Origin of the sequence: Sphingomonas sp. Leaf25, assembly GCF_001421635.1 — a bacterium.
In the GTDB taxonomy this organism is placed as follows: domain Bacteria; phylum Pseudomonadota; class Alphaproteobacteria; order Sphingomonadales; family Sphingomonadaceae; genus Sphingomonas.
Map to the genome: position 1 here is coordinate 369,187 of NZ_LMKU01000029.1, position 16,569 is coordinate 385,755.

At 68.0% G+C, this 16,569-nt stretch carries 15 protein-coding genes; 5 read left to right on the top strand and 10 right to left on the bottom strand.

All coding sequences use genetic code 11. The features are described from left to right. Positions 1 to 154: 154 nt before the first annotated feature. The 4 genes from ASE78_RS19805 to ASE78_RS13455 form a co-directional block, all read right to left on the bottom strand. Entirely contained in the window at positions 155 to 1,177 is a 1,023-nt protein-coding gene (locus ASE78_RS19805) for a hypothetical protein (RefSeq protein WP_056497868.1), read from the bottom strand. Continuing rightward, positions 1,177 to 2,388, bottom strand: coding sequence for a TIGR04063 family PEP-CTERM/XrtA system glycosyltransferase (locus ASE78_RS13445; protein ID WP_056497869.1), 1,212 nt, complete (start codon positions 2,386 to 2,388; stop codon positions 1,177 to 1,179). The genes ASE78_RS19805 and ASE78_RS13445 overlap by 1 nt, the downstream gene beginning before the upstream one ends. Positions 2,389 to 2,451: 63 nt before the next feature. Next, the gene (locus ASE78_RS13450; RefSeq protein ID WP_056497870.1) at positions 2,452 to 3,249 is read right to left on the bottom strand and encodes a hypothetical protein; all 798 of its coding nucleotides are present in this window, start codon (positions 3,247 to 3,249) and stop codon (positions 2,452 to 2,454) included. A gap of 79 nt (positions 3,250 to 3,328) precedes the next feature. Continuing rightward, entirely contained in the window at positions 3,329 to 4,705 is a 1,377-nt protein-coding gene (locus ASE78_RS13455; RefSeq protein WP_056497871.1) for a helix-turn-helix domain-containing protein, read from the bottom strand. 253 nt (positions 4,706 to 4,958) lie between these two features. Here ASE78_RS13455 and aceA point away from each other — a divergent pair, with 253 nt between their 5' ends. The 3 genes from aceA to ASE78_RS13465 all read left to right on the top strand — a co-directional run bounded on the left by aceA (position 4,959) and on the right by ASE78_RS13465 (position 7,517). Further along, on the top strand, positions 4,959 to 6,239 hold the full coding sequence (gene aceA / locus ASE78_RS13460) for an isocitrate lyase (protein WP_056497872.1): 1,281 nt from the start codon (positions 4,959 to 4,961) through the stop codon (positions 6,237 to 6,239). Between the two features lie 24 nt (positions 6,240 to 6,263). Further along, the gene (locus ASE78_RS19090; protein WP_164490762.1) at positions 6,264 to 6,413 is read left to right on the top strand and encodes a hypothetical protein; all 150 of its coding nucleotides are present in this window, start codon (positions 6,264 to 6,266) and stop codon (positions 6,411 to 6,413) included. A gap of 330 nt (positions 6,414 to 6,743) precedes the next feature. Then, entirely contained in the window at positions 6,744 to 7,517 is a 774-nt protein-coding gene (locus ASE78_RS13465) for an SDR family oxidoreductase (RefSeq protein WP_056497873.1), read from the top strand. A gap of 202 nt (positions 7,518 to 7,719) precedes the next feature. Here the strand turns inward: ASE78_RS13465 and ASE78_RS13470 are convergent, their stop codons facing one another. The 3 genes from ASE78_RS13470 to ASE78_RS13480 all read right to left on the bottom strand — a co-directional run bounded on the left by ASE78_RS13470 (position 7,720) and on the right by ASE78_RS13480 (position 12,198). After that, positions 7,720 to 8,424: an SDR family NAD(P)-dependent oxidoreductase gene (locus tag ASE78_RS13470; RefSeq protein WP_056497874.1), complete on the bottom strand. Its 705-nt coding sequence runs from the start codon at positions 8,422 to 8,424 to the stop codon at positions 7,720 to 7,722. A 54-nt stretch (positions 8,425 to 8,478) separates the two neighbouring features. Then, entirely contained in the window at positions 8,479 to 10,734 is a 2,256-nt protein-coding gene (locus ASE78_RS13475) for an NADP-dependent malic enzyme (RefSeq protein WP_056497875.1), read from the bottom strand. 162 nt (positions 10,735 to 10,896) lie between these two features. Further along, complete coding sequence (locus tag ASE78_RS13480) at positions 10,897 to 12,198, bottom strand: hypothetical protein (protein WP_056497876.1); 1,302 nt, start codon at positions 12,196 to 12,198, stop codon at positions 10,897 to 10,899. A gap of 189 nt (positions 12,199 to 12,387) precedes the next feature. Between ASE78_RS13480 and yaaA the strand changes: the two genes are divergently transcribed. After that, positions 12,388 to 13,140, top strand: coding sequence for a peroxide stress protein YaaA (yaaA, locus tag ASE78_RS13485; RefSeq protein ID WP_056497877.1), 753 nt, complete (start codon positions 12,388 to 12,390; stop codon positions 13,138 to 13,140). A gap of 48 nt (positions 13,141 to 13,188) precedes the next feature. Here the strand turns inward: yaaA and ASE78_RS13490 are convergent, their stop codons facing one another. From ASE78_RS13490 to ASE78_RS13500, 3 genes are all read right to left on the bottom strand, one after another. Continuing rightward, entirely contained in the window at positions 13,189 to 13,374 is a 186-nt protein-coding gene (locus tag ASE78_RS13490; RefSeq protein WP_056497878.1) for a hypothetical protein, read from the bottom strand. 39 nt (positions 13,375 to 13,413) lie between these two features. Beyond that, entirely contained in the window at positions 13,414 to 13,602 is a 189-nt protein-coding gene (locus ASE78_RS13495; protein WP_162236504.1) for a hypothetical protein, read from the bottom strand. A 330-nt stretch (positions 13,603 to 13,932) separates the two neighbouring features. After that, positions 13,933 to 15,540, bottom strand: a complete 1,608-nt coding sequence (locus ASE78_RS13500; protein WP_056497880.1) for a phosphoenolpyruvate carboxykinase — start codon at positions 15,538 to 15,540, stop codon at positions 13,933 to 13,935. Between the two features lie 276 nt (positions 15,541 to 15,816). Between ASE78_RS13500 and ASE78_RS13505 the strand changes: the two genes are divergently transcribed. Beyond that, positions 15,817 to 16,524, top strand: coding sequence for a response regulator transcription factor (locus ASE78_RS13505; RefSeq protein ID WP_056497881.1), 708 nt, complete (start codon positions 15,817 to 15,819; stop codon positions 16,522 to 16,524). The last annotated feature ends 45 nt before the right edge of the window (positions 16,525 to 16,569 follow it).

Sequence of the window (16,569 nt, forward strand, 5' to 3'; positions counted from 1 at the left end):
AATGTCGATCGGCCCTAAACCTGAAACAATCGTCATCCCAGCGCAGGCTGGGATCTCCCGTGGACGGCGCACGGCAGGAACCGCATGAGGCCCCAGCCATCGCTGGGGCGACGCTTCGGTTCGGACGAATCGGAGTTTAGGGGCCGGGACGCCCCTATTCCTTTTCGCCCGTTGCCATGCGGCGGAGCTGGCCGAGCGTGGCGGCGAGCCCTGCGGGGACGCGCGGTGCCGGCGGTTCGGGCGTGGCGGGTGGTTCGGGTGGTGGCGGTTCAGAGGTGGCGATCGGCGTAGGCACAGCCTGCGGGGCGATCGGGGCTGGCGGTTCGGTCTGTACCGGGGGTTCGGGCAGCGGATCGCGCCGCGACAGACCCTCGTCGAGACGGGCGAGGAGGGCCGACAACGAGGGTTCGCCGGTCGGTTTCGGCAGGGACTGTAGATCGGGTTTCGACGCGGCTGCTTCGGGGCGGCTGTCGCTCCCCTCCCCGACAAGCGACGGGTCGGGAGTGGGTTGGTCGAGGGCTGGCGGTGGCGTTTCCTCAGCGGCCGACTCATCCCCGGCCCCTCCCTTGTCCGGGAGGGGAATCGGGTCGGTTTGACGATCCTCGGGCAGCGTCACCGCATCGGGGCGGAACAGCGGCTTGACGGTAGGCGTCGGTGCGGCCGGGGCGGCGGGCAGCGCGTCGGGATCGAACATCGCCAGCGGCATATCGAGATCGCGCGGGATCGTGCGTTCGCCGTCCGGGGTGGCGGGCACCAGCGGCGTGTCGAGGAACGGCGCGCCGAGATCGCGGTCGGCGCGGACCGGCGGGCGCGGCGGCGCGTCGGGATGGGCATCGGCGCGCCGGACCGAGGGCGGGACCTCGGCACGGCGCGGTTTGGCCTTGGGTTTGCGGCGCGGAAGCGGCAGCACCGCGGTGGGCGCGAGCAGCATCAGCCCCAGCCACAGCAGCACCGTCACCAGCCCGCCGAAGCCGAGCATCAGCCCGGCGCGCGCGGTCCAGCCGAGCGGCGGTGCTGCGGCAGGAAGCAGCGCGGGCAGGCCGCTGGCCATCACCGCCGCCTCGATCCGCCATGCGGGCACGAGCGCGACCAGCGCGACGACGGCCAGCCCGGCCACCCCCGCGACGGTGGGGGCGAGCGGCAGGCCCGGTTGGCGTGGCGCGTGGGTCGTGGCCATCACCCGTCCGATCGGTTGGCGGCGATCAGCCGCTGGTAGAGGGGTTCGTAGCGCGCGACGTTGCTTGCCCAGTCGCGCTCGCGCTCGACGAAGGCGCGGCCGCGATCGCGCATCGCGTCCCAGTCGCTGCGATCGGCGAGGCGGGCGGCGACACGGGTCGCGAGCGCGGCGGGATCGTCGGGTGGGAACAGCGTGCCGGTGTCGCCGTCGCGGATCAGCTCGCGGTGGCCGCCGACGTCGGATGCCGCGACGAGGCGGCGCTGCGCCATGGCTTCCAACGGTTTGAGCGGCGTGACGAGGTCGGTCAGCCGCATCGCCTTGCGCGGATAGACCAGCAGATCGACGAGGCCGTAATAACGCTCGACCTGATCGTGCGGCACCCGGCCGACGAAGCGGATCGCATCGGCCACCGGCGAGGCGGCGGCGCGGGCGCGCAGGTCGGCCTCCATCGGCCCGCCGCCGACCAGCAAGAGGGCGACGTTCGGGCGGGCGGCGACCAGCGCGGGCATCGCCGCGATCAGCGTGTCAAGCCCCTCGTAATCGTAGAAGCTGCCGATGAAGCCGAGCACGTCCTTGCCGGCCAGGCCCAGTTCGGCGGCGAGCGCGGTGTCGGGAGGCGGCGGCGTGCCGAACAGCGTCAGGTCGACGCCGTTGGGGGACACCATGATCTTGTCGGACGCGATGCCGCGCGCGATCAGGTCGCGCCGCAGCCCCTCGCAGATCACCGCGACGCCGTCGACTTTCCGCACCGCGTGGGTTTCGAGCGCGCGGGTGGTGCGGTAGCGCAGCGAACCTTCGGTCCCAGTGCCGTTGCCGACCGAGGCGTCTTCCCAGAAGGCGCGGATTTCATAGACCAGCGGCAGGCGATGGCGCTTCGCCACGCCCATCGCCGCCAGCGCGCCCAGCACCGGCGAATGGGCGTGGAGGATGTCGGGCTTCACCAATTCCACCACCCGTTCGATCGACCGGGCGAAGGCACGGATCTCACGCACTTCGCCGAGCGGCGAGGGCAGCGGGGCAATGGGCGCGGTGCGGTGGAAATCGATGCCGTCGATCGTTTCGCGCGGGGTCTGCGTCACGCCCTGACGCGGGCCGGTAACGGCGGCGACTTCCCACCCCCGCCCCATCTGCGCGGTCAGGATCGCGCGGGTGCGGAACGTATAGCCGCTGTGCAGCGGCAACCCATGGTCGAGAACATGAAGGATACGCATCGGCAGCCGTTTACCATGGGAGGGCTTAAGGAGACGTGACCTTCGCCCCCCGGCCCCGGCCAGTCAGTGGTAGATCACGGCATGCCGTGCGAGCAGCAACCGTGGCCGGGCGGTGTCGTCCTCCCGCCATGACAGGCGCCACGATCGGTAATCATCGCCGGAAGGGCCGAACGACAGCTCGACGGCATAAGGTGCCCCGGATTCAACGGGCTGCTGCTGCGTGACGACGCCGTGGTCCATCCGACTGAGCACCCGGCTGATCCCGCTGTCGATGTCGATTCGGAACAATGCGTCGAGGGGCAGCGCGGCCAGTGCCTTGCGCGAATCCGTGCAGGCGGGTTTTTCGTCGCTCGTCCCGCAACGCACATCCATCGGCAGCGGTGCGCCTGCCTTCGCCGCGCGCATCGTTGCGATCAATCGACGGTAGGCGGCGAGTTGCCGTTCACGATCGTTCGTGCCGATTGATACGAATCCATCGCTCGCGGCGCAATTGCGCGCCGTGGCGGTGTGGGCGGGATAGACGATCGCGTACCGGAGATATTTCTCAGGCGGACGGATCGTCAGCACGCTGTCGTCGGGCATCGGGATACCCACCGGGCCGCCCTGTACCGTGACTCGATACTCGGTCCGTTCGCACAGGTCGGGTCCGGCGACGCGCGGTGCTGTCCGATACCATGCGTCAAAGACGGTGCCGGGTATGAACTGTCGCCGGATGCTGCCGCCGACGACGGTCCTGTGGATCTCGGGCGGAAGCAGACGATCGGCGAGCCGCATCGCGTCGCCTTGCTCAACCTCCGTCCTGGCGATCGTCTGCGCCTTGGCCGGGGCGTTCGTGATCCCCGCAGCGAGAAGGCCGGTCAACGCGATTCGAAGCGGAATAGTCTCCATCGCGTCAGCTTGGGCGGGTCGCGCACGTCGGGCAAGCCATTGTAGCAGCGCCTCAATCCCCCGCGAAGGCGAACGGGGTTAGCCCCCCCTCGCGTTCGTCGATCCGCATCGCACGCGCCAGCGGCGGGGCGGAGCGTTGCGGGCAGGCGATACGGGTGCAGGCGCGACAGCCGGGGCCGACGGGCACGCCCGGCGCGGCGAGGTCCAGCCCGCGTGCCACCGCAAGGCCGCTCGCCTGTTCGGCGGCGACGCCGAGCATCACGACGAAGCGCGCGCGGACTTCGCCGGCCAGCGCGCCGGGCGGGGTGACGGTACGCGCGAGCGTCAGCCAGCGGCCGCCCTCCTCCGGGTCGACGCATTGCACGATCGTCTCGCCGCCGCGCGCGAAGGCGTCGAACGCGCCGAGCAGCGGACAGGGCGTGCCTTCGACCAGCGGCGACTGGCTGGCCCCGGCGAAGCGTTTCGACACCTGTCCGGCACGGTCGAGGCGGAGCATGCAGAACGACAGCCCGCGCGCGCCGACGCGGTGGAGCGTGGTCAGCCGGTGCGCGACATGTTCGAACCCCGCGCCGAAGCGGCGGCCAAGCAGCGCGATGTCATAGCCGGTCGCCTCGCACGCGCGCAGGAAGCGGGCATAGGGCATCATGACGGCGGCGGCGAAATAGCCGTGGAGGTGCCGCCGCAGCCATTGTTCGGCGGTGCGATCGGTCAGCCCCGCGCCGCGCACCAGCGCATCCACCTCGGCGCGCGCCTCGACATGGCCGAGCGTGCGCGCCATCGCGAAGCTGCGCGAAGCGGGGTCGAGCCGTTCGGACAATTGCAACTGGCGCGCGTGCAGATCGGTACGGTGGAGGTGGCCGGGCATCGTCTCGACGGGCAGCAGCCGGACCGACAGATGGTGGCGCACGCGCAGCCGGTCGGCCATCGCCGCCGCCGGATCGCCGCCGCTCTGGCGTAGTTCGTCGGCCAGCGCCTCGGCCTGGGCGTCGAGATCGGGGAAATGGTTGCGCCAGCGCTCGATCGCGGCGCGCGCCTCGACCGCCGGGTCGGCGACGGCGACTCCTGCCCCGCCGCCGCCCAGCCGGTCGAAGGCGCGGGCGAACGCCTCCGCGCCGCCCGGCGCGCTCGCCAGCCATTCGGCGATGTCGCCGCGGTCAAGCGCGAGGTCGGCGAACAGCGGATCGGCGAGTCGCCGCCGCATCGGGTCGATGCCGCCACCCGGCTCGCTCGCCGCCAGCGTGCGGGCATCGAAGCCGTAGCGTTCGGACAGCGCCACCAGCAGCGCGGCGGTGATCGGCCGCTGGTTGCGCTCGATCAGGTTGAGGTAGCTGGGCGAGATGCCGAGCGCGGCCGCCATCGCCGCTTGGGTCAGCGCATGGCCCCGGCGCAGGCGGCGAACCGCGTGACCGGCGAAGAGCTTGGTGTCCATGTGCGCTCTTTCTCGCCTCCCTAAAAAGGGAGGGCTGGGGGTGGGTCGGGTTGTGGCGGGCGTTACGTTCCCTCGCGGGCCTACCCCCCCCACCCCTCCCTTGCCAGGGAGGGGAGTTGTCAGTTCTTTACAATGCTACAACAGGACGAGGATCAACGACAACAGGCAGACGCGATTTCCGGCGCGATCCGGCTACGCAAACCGTGTTTCCTAGGCCATTGTCCTGTCAACGATACGACAGACTGTAAAGGAAATGACCATGGACTTCGCCGATCTCATCGCCGCCCCGCCCGGCCGTTTCGACGGGATCGAGCGGCCCTACACCCCGGCCGACGTCGCCCGGCTGCGCGGATCGGTCATGGTGGAACACACGCTGGCGCGGCGCGGGGCGAACCGGTTGTGGGAGTTGCTGCACAGCGAGGACTATGTCCATGCGCTGGGCGCGCTGTCGGGCAATCAGGCGATGCAGATGGTGCGCGCGGGCCTCAAGGCGATCTATTTGTCGGGGTGGCAGGTCGCGGCCGATGCCAACACCGCCGGGCAAATGTATCCCGACCAGTCGCTCTATCCGTCGAACGCCGGGCCGGAACTGGCCAAGCGGATCAACGCCACACTCGGGCGCGCCGACCAGATCGAACATATGGAGGGAGGTACCGGCCGCGACTGGTACGCGCCGATCGTCGCCGATGCCGAGGCCGGGTTCGGCGGGCCGCTCAACTGTTTCGAGATCATGAAGGCCTATATCGCCGCCGGCGTGGCGGGGGTGCATTACGAGGACCAACTGGCATCGGAGAAGAAGTGCGGGCATCTGGGCGGCAAGGTCCTCATTCCGACGCAGGCGCATATCCGCAACCTCGACGCGGCGCGTCTCGCGGCGGATGTGGCGGGCGTGCCTACCATTATCTGCGCGCGGACCGATGCCGAAAGCGCGCGGCTCATCACCTCGGACATCGACGAACGCGATCATCCGTATCTGACCGGCGAGCGGACGCCCGAGGGGTTCTTCCGGTTGCGGGAGGGAACCGGGGTCGACCACTGCATCGCGCGCGGGCTGGCGTTCGCGCCGCATGCCGACCTGTTGTGGTGGGAGACGAGCAAGCCCAACCTTGCCGACGCGCGGCGTTTTGCCGAGGCGGTGCGCAAGGAATATCCGGACAAGCTGCTCGCGTACAATTGTTCGCCGTCGTTCAACTGGGAAAAGAACCTCGACCGCGACGACATCGCCCGCTTCCAGCGGGAGATCGGGGCGATGGGGTACAAGTTCCAATTCGTGACGCTGGCCGGGTTCCACCAGCTCAATTTCGGCATGTTCGAGCTGGCACGCGGCTACCGCGATCGCGGCATGGCGGCGTACAGCGAACTGCAACAGGCCGAATTCGCCGCCGAGGCCAATGGCTATACCGCGACCCGCCACCAGCGCGAGGTGGGGACCGGTTATTTCGACCTCGTCGCGACCACGCTGGCGGGTGGCAGTTCGTCGACCACCGCGCTGAAGGAATCCACCGAAACGGCCCAGTTCGACAAGGCCGCCTGAACGTTACATCGAAGGAGAGACACAATGCCCGAACCGACCCGCAGCCGCGCCGTTTTCTCGACCGAGGACTTCCGTTTGCTCAAGGAAGCACTGGCGAGCCATATCCAGTCGATCGCCGACGATCCGAAGTCGACCAAGTTCGCTCACTTGTACCATCGGTTGGGTCGCATCTGACTGGTTTTGGTTCACGCGGAGGCGCGGAGAAGAAGGATGTTTTCGCGCAGAGGCGCGGAGGCGCAGAGAAAGTCCGTTGATGACATCCGTTCCGCGACCGGGAGACGTTTGCCTCCGTTGCCAGGAAGATGACGGCCGCTAACGCGGCGGTACTTGGCAACGACCGCAACCCCTCCGCGCCTCTGCGCCTCTGCGCGAAAACCTCTTCCTTTTCTCCTCCACGTCTCCGCGCCTTCGCGTGAACCCACCCCCCCAAGCGCAAAGGGCGCGTCACCCACTGGTGGCGCGCCCGGTTCGCGTGAAGTAGCCTCGCCGAAAAGGAGAGGCACGATGGACATGGCGACGCTGTTCCGGCTCGACGGCCGGACCGCATTGGTGACGGGTGGCACGCGCGGGATCGGACGGATGATCGCGGCGGGCTTCGTCGCGCAGGGGGCGCGGGTGTTCATCGCGTCGCGCGATGCCGATGCGTGCCGGGCAACGGCGGAGGCAATCGGCGCGACCGCGCTGCCGCAGGACGTGGGCGACGTCGCAGGCAGCCGCGCGCTGGCCGAACGGCTGGGGGACGAGGTCGACGCGCTCGATATTCTCGTCAACAACGCCGGGGCGGCATGGGGTGCCGCATTCGACGAGTTTCCCGAGGCAGGGTGGGACAAGGTCATGCACCTGAACGTCAAATCGCCGTTCTTCCTGACCCAAGCGCTTCACCCGCTGCTCAAGGCCGCCGCTACTCCCCAGCGTCCGGCGAAGGTCATCAACATCGCCTCGATCGACGGGCAGCGGATCAACCCGTGGGAGACGTACAGCTATCAGGCGTCGAAGGCGGCGCTGATCCACCTGACGCGGCGGCTGGCGGCGCGGTTGGCGCGTGATTCGATCCATGTGTCGGGGATCGCGCCCGGCGCGTTCGCCAGCGACATGAACAAGGCGGCGCGCGACCATGGCGAATCGCTGGCGAAGGCCATCCCGGCGGGGCGGATCGGGCGCGACGAGGACATGGCGGGGGCGGCGATCTACCTCGCGTCGCGCGCCGGCGACTATGTGGTGGGCGAGACGATCACCGTCGACGGCGGGCTGGTGCATGCCAGCACCGGGACGGCGTAGCGCCGATCGACATCCTTCGTGCGTCGTCACCCCGGACTTGTTCCGGGGTCCACCTGGCCCCGAACGCTGTCGATAAAACCTCAAGGCGCACCGATTGCCGAGCCGTGGCCCCCGGAACAAGTCCGGGGTGACGAAAGGGGTGGCTGTTTCGGCCGAAAATGACGAAGATCGGCCGGCAAGGCTGAATGTCGATCGCTACTAGTCAGGGGGCCACTTCGCTGCCGTCCCACGCAAACACCCGGCCGCTCTGCGCTGGGGTCAGCGCGTCGAGCACCGCCAGCAGCCGCTGCGCGCTGTACGCCGGGGTGAACAGTTTTTCCGCCGGCACCCCTTTCTGGAACCGGCGGCTCAGACCAGTGTCGACGGTGCCGGGGTGGAGCGCGACGCAGACCGCCTGGGGCCGGCTGCGCGCCAGTTCGATCGCGGCGGTGCGCACGATCTGGTTGAGCGCCGCCTTCGACGCGCGATAGCCGTACCAGCCGCCCAGCCGGTTGTCGGAGATGCTGCCGACCCGCGCCGACAGGCAGGCGATGATCGCCGGTCCCTGCTTCGCCAGCAGCGGCACGAAGGCTTTCAGCGCCAGCGCCGGGCCGATGGTGTTGATCGCGAAATAGTCGGCGAGCAGCGTTGGATCGAGGTCGCGCAGCGCGCGTTCGGGGCCGCCATGGGGCGTTTGCAGCGTACCGGTGGCGACGATGACGCGGGTGAGTGGGGCGTCGATCGTGGCGGCGGCGGCTTCGATCGATGCGGGATCAGCGATGTCGAGCACGACATGATCCACGCCATCGGGCAGCCCGTCCGGTAGTGTGCGCGACGCGGCGATCACCGCCTCCCCGGATGCGGCAAGGGCGGCCACCAGGGCACCGCCGATACCGCCCCCTGCCCCGATCACCAGCGTGCGTGCCATGAACCCTCCGTTGTCAGGGGATCAAACGCGGACACGCATCGCTGGTTGCGATTCTCACCCCACCATGCCGCCCGCCGCCAGCACGGCAAGCGTCACCAGTTCGTTGGCGGTCGAGGTCATCGGCGCGATCTGCACCGGCTTTTCCATGCCGATCAGCATCGGGCCGATCACATTGTCACCGCCCAGTTCGCGCAGCAGCTTGGCCGAGATGTTGGCCGATTGCAGCCCCGGCATGATGAGGACGTTGGCCGGACCCGACAGCCGCGCGAACGGGAAGTTCGCGAGCTGGCGCGGGTTGAGCGCGACGTCGGGGGCCATTTCGCCTTCATATTCGAAGCCGACGTGACGCTTGTCGAGCGCGGCCACGCCGTCGCGGACGTTGTCGATCCACTGGCCCGAGGGGTTGCCGAAGGTCGAATAGCTGAGGAACGCCACGCGCGGTTCGTGACCCATGCGCCTTGCGACGGCGGCGGTGCGCTCGGCGATGTCGGCCAGTTCCTCGCCCGAGGGACGTTCATTGATCGTGGTGTCGGCCATGAACACGGTATGGCTCTGCCCGACCAGCAGGTGGATGCCGAACGGCACCTTGCCCCCGACCGGATCGATCACCCGGCGCACGTCGCGGAACGTCTGCGCATAGGTGCGGGTGATGCCGGTAATCATCGCGTCGGCGACGCCCAGTTGCAGCAGCACCGCGCCGAAGCTGTTGCGGTCCTGGTTAATCATCCGCTCGGCATCGCGGCGCAGGAACCCGCGCCGCTGCAACCGCTGGTAAAGGAAGTCGACCATCTGCGGCACCATCTCGCTGGTGCGGCTGTTGTGGACCTCATATTCCTCGGGGTTGGCGACGCCCAGCGCGCGCAGGCGGTCATGCACGTCGTCGCGACCGACCAGCACCGGAATGCCATAGCCGCCTTCCTTGAACGCGATCGCCGCGCGCAGCACGACTTCCTCTTCGCCTTCGGCGAACAGCACGCGCTTGGGGTGCGCCTTGGCCCCTTCATAGGCCATGGTCAGGACCGAAGTGGTCGGATTGAGCCGCGCGCGCAGTTCCTGGCGATAGGCATCCATGTCGAGGATCGGCCGCGTCGCCACGCCCGAATCCATCGCCGCCCGCGCGACCGCCGAGGGGACCAGTTCCATCAGCCGGGGGTCGAACGGCGCGGGAATGATATACTCGGGGCCGAAGCTGTGCTGCGTGCCATAGGCGAGCGCCACTTCCTCAGGGACCCGCTGGCGCGCCAGTTCGGCGATGGCGTTGGCGGCGGCGATCTTCATCTCGTCGTTGATGCCGGTCGCGCGCACGTCCAGCGCACCGCGGAAGATGAACGGGAAGCCGATGACGTTGTTGACCTGATTGGGATAATCCGATCGGCCGGTGGCGACGATCGCGTCGGGGCGCGCGGCCTTGGCCAGTTCGGGGCGGATTTCGGGTTCCGGGTTGGCCATCGCGAAGATGATCGGCGAGGGGGCCATGTCCTTGACCATCTCGGGCTTCAACGCACCCGCCGCAGAGAGGCCGAGGAACACGTCGGCGCCGTGCAGCGCTTCGGTGAGCGTGCGGCGATCGGTGGCGGCGGCGTGGGCCGACTGCCACTGGTTCACGTCGTCGCGGCCCTGATAGATCACGCCGGTTCGGTCGCACATGATGACGTTGGCGTGGGCGACGCCCATCGCCTTCATCAATTCGGTACAGGCGATGGCGGCGGCGCCAGCGCCATTGACCACGACCTTGACCTCGGACAGCTTGCGGTTGGTCAGCAGGCAGGCGTTGATGAGCCCCGCCGCGCAGATGATCGCGGTGCCGTGCTGGTCGTCATGGAACACCGGGATGTTCATGCGCTCGCGCAGCGTCTGTTCGATGATGAAGCATTCGGGCGACTTGATGTCTTCGAGGTTGATGCCGCCGAAGCTCGGCTCCATCAGCTCGACCGCGTCGATGAAGCGGTCGACGTCCTCGGTCTTCAGCTCGATGTCGATCGAATCGACGTCGGCGAAGCGTTTGAACAGGACCGCCTTGCCCTCCATCACCGGCTTCGACGCCAGCGCGCCGAGATTGCCAAGGCCGAGGATCGCGGTGCCGTTGGAGATGACGGCGACCAGATTGCCCTTGGCGGTATAGTCATAGGCGCATGCGGGATCGTCGTAGATCGCCTTCACCGGCACCGCGACGCCGGGCGAATAGGCGAGCGCGAGGTCGCGTTGAGTCGCCATCGGCTTGGACGCGATGATCTCGATCTTGCCGGGACGCCCCTCCGAATGGAACAGCAGCGCCTCGCGCTCGGAAAACTGGTCGGTGGTTTCGGACACTGGCGCTTCTCCCGTTTGGGAGCGGCTTTACGCAAGGGACGCCGGGCGGGGCAAGGCTATTGTCCCGTCATGCGGGATTTGCCCGATCGCAGCAACGAAACAAAACGGCCCGGACTCCGCGAAGAGAGCCTGGGCCGCATGTCTCCGCCGGGGCGGATGCGATCAATTGTTGCCGACGACCGGGGTCGAGGCGACGATGCGCGGCTGGTCGACATACAGCGTCCAGAAATTCGCGATCTCGCCGCGCGGGCCGTTCGTCACCTTGGCGAACGCCGCCTTGGCTTCGGCCGACTGGCCGGCACGGGCATGAGCGATGCCGATGCGGGTGTTGACCTCGTCGGCATCGACGCCGCCCTTCGACAGTGCGAGCTGGTACAGCTCGACCGCCTTGGCGTTGTTGTTGTTCGCCAGATAGACGTTGCCCGCTGCCGCTGCCGCGCGGCCGTTCGCCGCCGACTTGGCACGGGTTTCGAGGCCCGTCACCGGACCATCGGTACGGATCTGGCCCTGCGCGGTCGTCTTGAGGCCGGTGAAGATCGTCGCCGACGCCGGGATCTTGCCGGTCGCGCGGCCTTCGTCGATCACCGCGACCGTCTCATAGGGCAGGCCGATGTCCTGCGTCGTCTGGACGTACTCGCGATAGTCGTTCTGGTCGGCGAGCGACTTCGTTTCGCGCATCAGACGGAGCACGTCGACACGCGCCTGGTTGCCCAGCGTCGCGCCCTTGTTGTCGGCGCGGTCGCGGAACAGGATTAGTACTTTGCGCCAGTTCGCCTGCGTGGGATATTCGGTGAGCTGGCGGCGCGCCCACTGGCTCGCCTCGGCCGAACGATTGGCCTTGTACAGCGTCGAGATGGCATAGTCATACCAGTTGGGCGGCACCGGCTGGCCCGATGCCTTGCGCGCGGCGATGACCTTGTCGATCGAGGCGAGGCCCTGATCGACGTTGCCGCCCTGGATGTTGAGCTGCGCCAGACGCAGGTCGAGATCGGGGTTGTTGTAGCCCGCCGCGCGGGCGCGCTCGAAATTCTGGATCGCCACGGCGTTCTGCTTGGCGTCGAGCGCAAGGATGCCGCGATTATAGTAGAGTTCGCCCTTCGCACCGGCGTCCAGCTTGGGGCTGGCGAGCAACTGGTCGATCGCGGTGGCGAGCGCCGGACGATCGTTCTTCGCCTGCGCGGCCGAAACCTTCAACTGGGCGAGGAAATAGGCTTCGTCGACATTGCCGGCGGTCGCGGCGGCCTGCGCGGCGGCGAGCTGCTGGTCGGCGGTCGCGAAGTCCTTCGCCTTGATCGCGGCATCGGCGGCGAGCGCTGCGGTGCGGAACGCCTCGCTGATCTGGATCTGCGGCGCGGCGGGCGCCTCTTCCTTCTTCTTGCGCTGGGCATCGGCGGAAGGCGTGATCGCCAGGGTTGCACCCAGGCCGAACAGGGCGGCGAGGGCAGCCTTGGAAACGAACGTCATGCCGTGAACTCTCCCGAAACTGGTGGCCGGACGCGCGCCCGGCAGGCGGCGTCCATCTAGGTGCTGGCGCGTATCCGCACAAGCGCGCACACACCGCCAACTACCCGACGCCCGGTGAACGCGCGTTGAACGTTTCGGCTCCACCATCGGGCTTTGACGGCCGCGATCCCGGGCGGCTAAGCGGCGGCGATGATCGCTGTCCTCTCCCCCGCCAAGACGCTCGACTATGCCTCGCCCCTGCCCCCGCGCACCCCGTCGACGCCGCGACTGGCGGCGGAAGCCGACACGCTCGCGCGCGGCGCGGCACGGCTGGGGCCGGGCAAGCTGGCGACGCTGATGAAGATCTCGCCCAAGCTGGCCGAGCTGAACGCCGCGCGGTTCCGCGATTTTCCGCAGGCGGCGGCGCGACCGGCGCTGATGGCGTTCGCCGGCGACGTCTATACCGGGTTCGAGGCCAAGTCGCTCGACGCGCCGGCGATCGACTTCGCGAACGATCACGTCCGCATCCTCTCTGGTCTGTACGGGCTGCTCCGTCCGCTCGACGCGATGCGGCCGTACCGGCTGGAGATGGGGACGCGCTGGGCACCGGGCCGGGCGAAAGACCTGTATGCGTGGTGGGGCGACCGGATCGCGACATTGCTGGCCGGCGATGTCGCCGATTCGGGCACGGACACGGTGCTGAACCTCGCCAGCCAGGAATATTGGCACGCGGTGGCGGGCCGGCTTCCCGCCGGCATCCGCGTGATCGACGTCGATTTCCGCGAGCCCGGCCCCGATGGTCCGCGCTTCGTCAGCTTCCATGCCAAGAAGGCGCGGGGGATGATGGCGCGCTGGATGTGCGAGCACCGCGTGACCGATGTCGCAGCGATGCAGGGGTTCGACAGCGACGGCTATCGCTTCACCGGTGCCGAGGGCAACCGCTGGAGTTTCGTGCGCGGGTAGATTTTCGTGGCGGTGCCGGCCCGCATCCGCGTGAGCGGATCAAACAACCTACCCGCGCAGGATCGCCGCGATACCGGCGATGACCGACGATCCGGCGAGTGGCCCGATGAACATCACGAGCAGAAACAGGCCGATGGTGGCGAGCATCGTCCGTTCCTGTCGCCGGGTCAGTCGCGGCCGGGGCGATTCATAGCCGTCGGGCGGCGGGGGCCAGGCGTTACTGTCGTAGAACACAGCGGCGGCAACGCATGACGCGCCGCTCGGGATGCGGCGTTACGTCCGATCGGGCACTCGTTTCGCCGCAACGACGATCACCGCGCTCGACAGCAGGATCAACGATACCAGCGCACCGATCGCGACCAAGCCGCCGTTGCCGATCTCGATCCGCGCGCGCAGCCTGCCGCGCTTGCCGACGCGCAGCCTGAGTTCGGCGAGATGGCGGGATGGTGTTGGCGAAACCATATCGATCAGAACGTCGCTGGTCGCGATCGGGTCCGGATTCATTCACCGTCGAAACCGACGTTGTCCCAATCTGCTCCCCTCCCTGGAAGGGAGGGGTCGGGGGTGGGTTGGCCGGTTGTGGAGCGCTTACGTTTCCTCGCGGGCCGGGCCCCCCCCCCCCCCCCCCCCCNNNNCCTCCTAAAGCTGCCGTCTGGCTGGAGGCCGATCGGTCCTACAAAGCCGGGATGTCGTGCGGACCATGGCGGCTCCCGCGCGCGGTCGCGGCACGGAACGTGGTCCACAGGAAAGGCGCCCCCGCTACGTGGCAGGGGCGCTCCCTCTCCTACCTCTTCATGCCGGCTCGCGAACCTTCGGCGCGGCGTCGCGCACGCCGGCGTCGACCGCATCGGCGAACTGCGCGAAATTCTCCACGAACAGGTCGACCAGCTTGGCCGCCGTCCGGTCGTACGCCTCGCCGTCGGCCCAGGTCGAACGCGGGTCGAGGATCGTGGCGTCGATCCCCGGCACCGCCACCGGCACCTCGAAGCCGAAGTTCGGATCGGTGCGGAACTCGGCGTCGTTCAGCGATCCGTCGAGTGCTGCATTGAGCAGCGCGCGCGTCACCTTGATCGGCATGCGCTTGCCGGTGCCATATTGCCCGCCGGTCCAGCCGGTGTTGACCAGCCAGCAATCGACATTGCCCTTCGCGATCCGCTCCTTGAGCAGATTGCCGTAGACCGAGGGGTGACGCGGCATGAACGGCGCGCCGAAGCAGGTCGAGAACACCGGTTCCGGCTCGGTGACGCCGATCTCGGTGCCCGCGACCTTCGAGGTATAGCCCGACAGGAAGTGATACATTGCCTGATCGGGCGTCAGCTTCGCGATCGGCGGCAGGATGCCGAAGGCGTCGGCGGTCAGCATCACCACGTTGCGCGGCGTCGGCCCCATATTGTCGGCCGAGGCATTGGGAATGTAGTCGATCGGATAAGCCGCGCGCGAATTTTCGGCGATCGCCGGATCGTCGAGGTCGAGCGTCCGCGTCTCGGCATCCATCACGACGTTTTCGAGCACGGTGCCGAAGCGCTTGGTGGTGGCGAAGATTTCCGGCTCGGCCTCGGCCGACAGGCGGATCATCTTGGCATAGCAGCCACCCTCGAAATTGAAGACCGCCGTGTCCGACCAGCCATGCTCGTCGTCGCCGATCAGCGTGCGGTTGGCGTCGGCGCTGAGCGTCGTCTTGCCGGTGCCCGACAGGCCGAAGAACACCGCCGTATCGCCGTCACGGCCGATGTTGGCCGAACAGTGCATCGGCATCGTGCCCGTTTCGGGCAGCAGATAGTTGAGCAGGCCGAAGACCGACTTCTTCATCTCGCCGGCATATTGCGTGCCGCCGATCAGGATCAGCTTGTCGGTCAGGCTGACCGCGATCACCGTCTCGCTGCGGCAACCATGACGTTGGGGATCGGCGCGGAAGTTTGGCAGGTCGATGATGGTATAGTCGGGCGCGAAGTCCGCCAGATCGGCGACATCAGGGCGCACCAGCATCGTGCGGATGAACAGATTGTGCCACGCCAGCGTGTTGATGACGCGCACCTTGACGCGGTGCTCGGGCTGCGACCCGCCGTACAGGTCCTGCACGAACAGCGTCGGTTCCTTGGCGACTTCGTCGAGGAAATCGGCCTTCAGCGCGGCGAAGTGCGCCGGCTCCATCGGCCGGTTGGTCTTGCCCCACCAGATCGTGTCCTCGGTCTTCGCATCGCGGACCATGAACTTGTCCTGCGGACTGCGGCCGGTGTGGCGGCCGGTGGTGACGACCAGCGGGCCGTCCTTGGCCAGCCGCCCCTCGCCGCGCGCGACCGCCTGTTCGACCAGTTGCGGCGTGACGAGGTTCCAGTGGACATCGGCCCCGGTCTCGATCCCCATCGCGTCCAGTCCGAAATCCGGCGTGACGTTCGCCATGCTGCCTGCACTCCCCTGCCCGATGCGATGCCGGGAACGATCGTGCGCCCGGTCCATCCATCGAATCATGATGCTTGCTTTATGCGTGCGAACACTTGCCGTCAAACACGTTAAACGCGGTTTTCGGGCGATATGTTGTTTTCGGACCGCCCGGCTAGTCTTGTCGAACGCTGGCAGTATTTGTCGGATGATTGGGCGGGGCGGCGGCGGTGGATAGTCGTTGCGCCGTGCCCCCGCTTTCCCGTAACCGTCGTCGATGGGCATGGAGCTTTGGCAATGACCGCGACGATCGCGCTGGTCGACGATGACCGCAACATCCTGACCTCGGTGTCGATCGCGCTGCAGGCCGAAGGGTTCGTCACCCGCGTCTATTCGGATGGCGAAGTCGCGCTGAAGGCCTTTGCCGAGAACCCGCCCGACCTTGCGGTGCTCGACATCAAGATGCCGCGGATGGACGGCCTCGAACTGCTGCGCCGACTGCGCGAGAAGAGCCGGCTGCCGGTGATCTTTCTGACCAGCAAGGACGACGAACTCGACGAGGCGCTGGGCCTCGCGATGGGCGCGGACGATTATATCGCCAAGCCGTTCAGCCAGCGGCTGCTGATCGCGCGCATCCGCGCCATCCTGCGCCGCGCCGAACCGGCGCTCGGCACCGGCGAGGGCGGCGGCGAGGCGGCGCAACCGGTGCTGGAGCGCGGCCGGTTGCAGATGGACCCGGCGCGCCACCGGGTGACGTGGCACGGCGACAATGTGACGCTGACCGTCACCGAATTCCTGATCCTCGAAACGCTCGCCAGCCGCCCCGGCATCGTCAAGACGCGCAACCAGTTGATGGACGCCGCCTATCACGACGACATCTATGTCGACGACCGCACGATCGACAGCCACATCAAGCGGCTGCGGCGCAAGTTCCGACAGGTCGACAAGGAATTCGACGCGATCGAGACGCTCTATGGCGCCGGCTACCGTTTCGCCGACGATTAGAGGGGAGCCGAAGCCCCTCCCTGACAGGGAGGGGTTGGGGTGGGT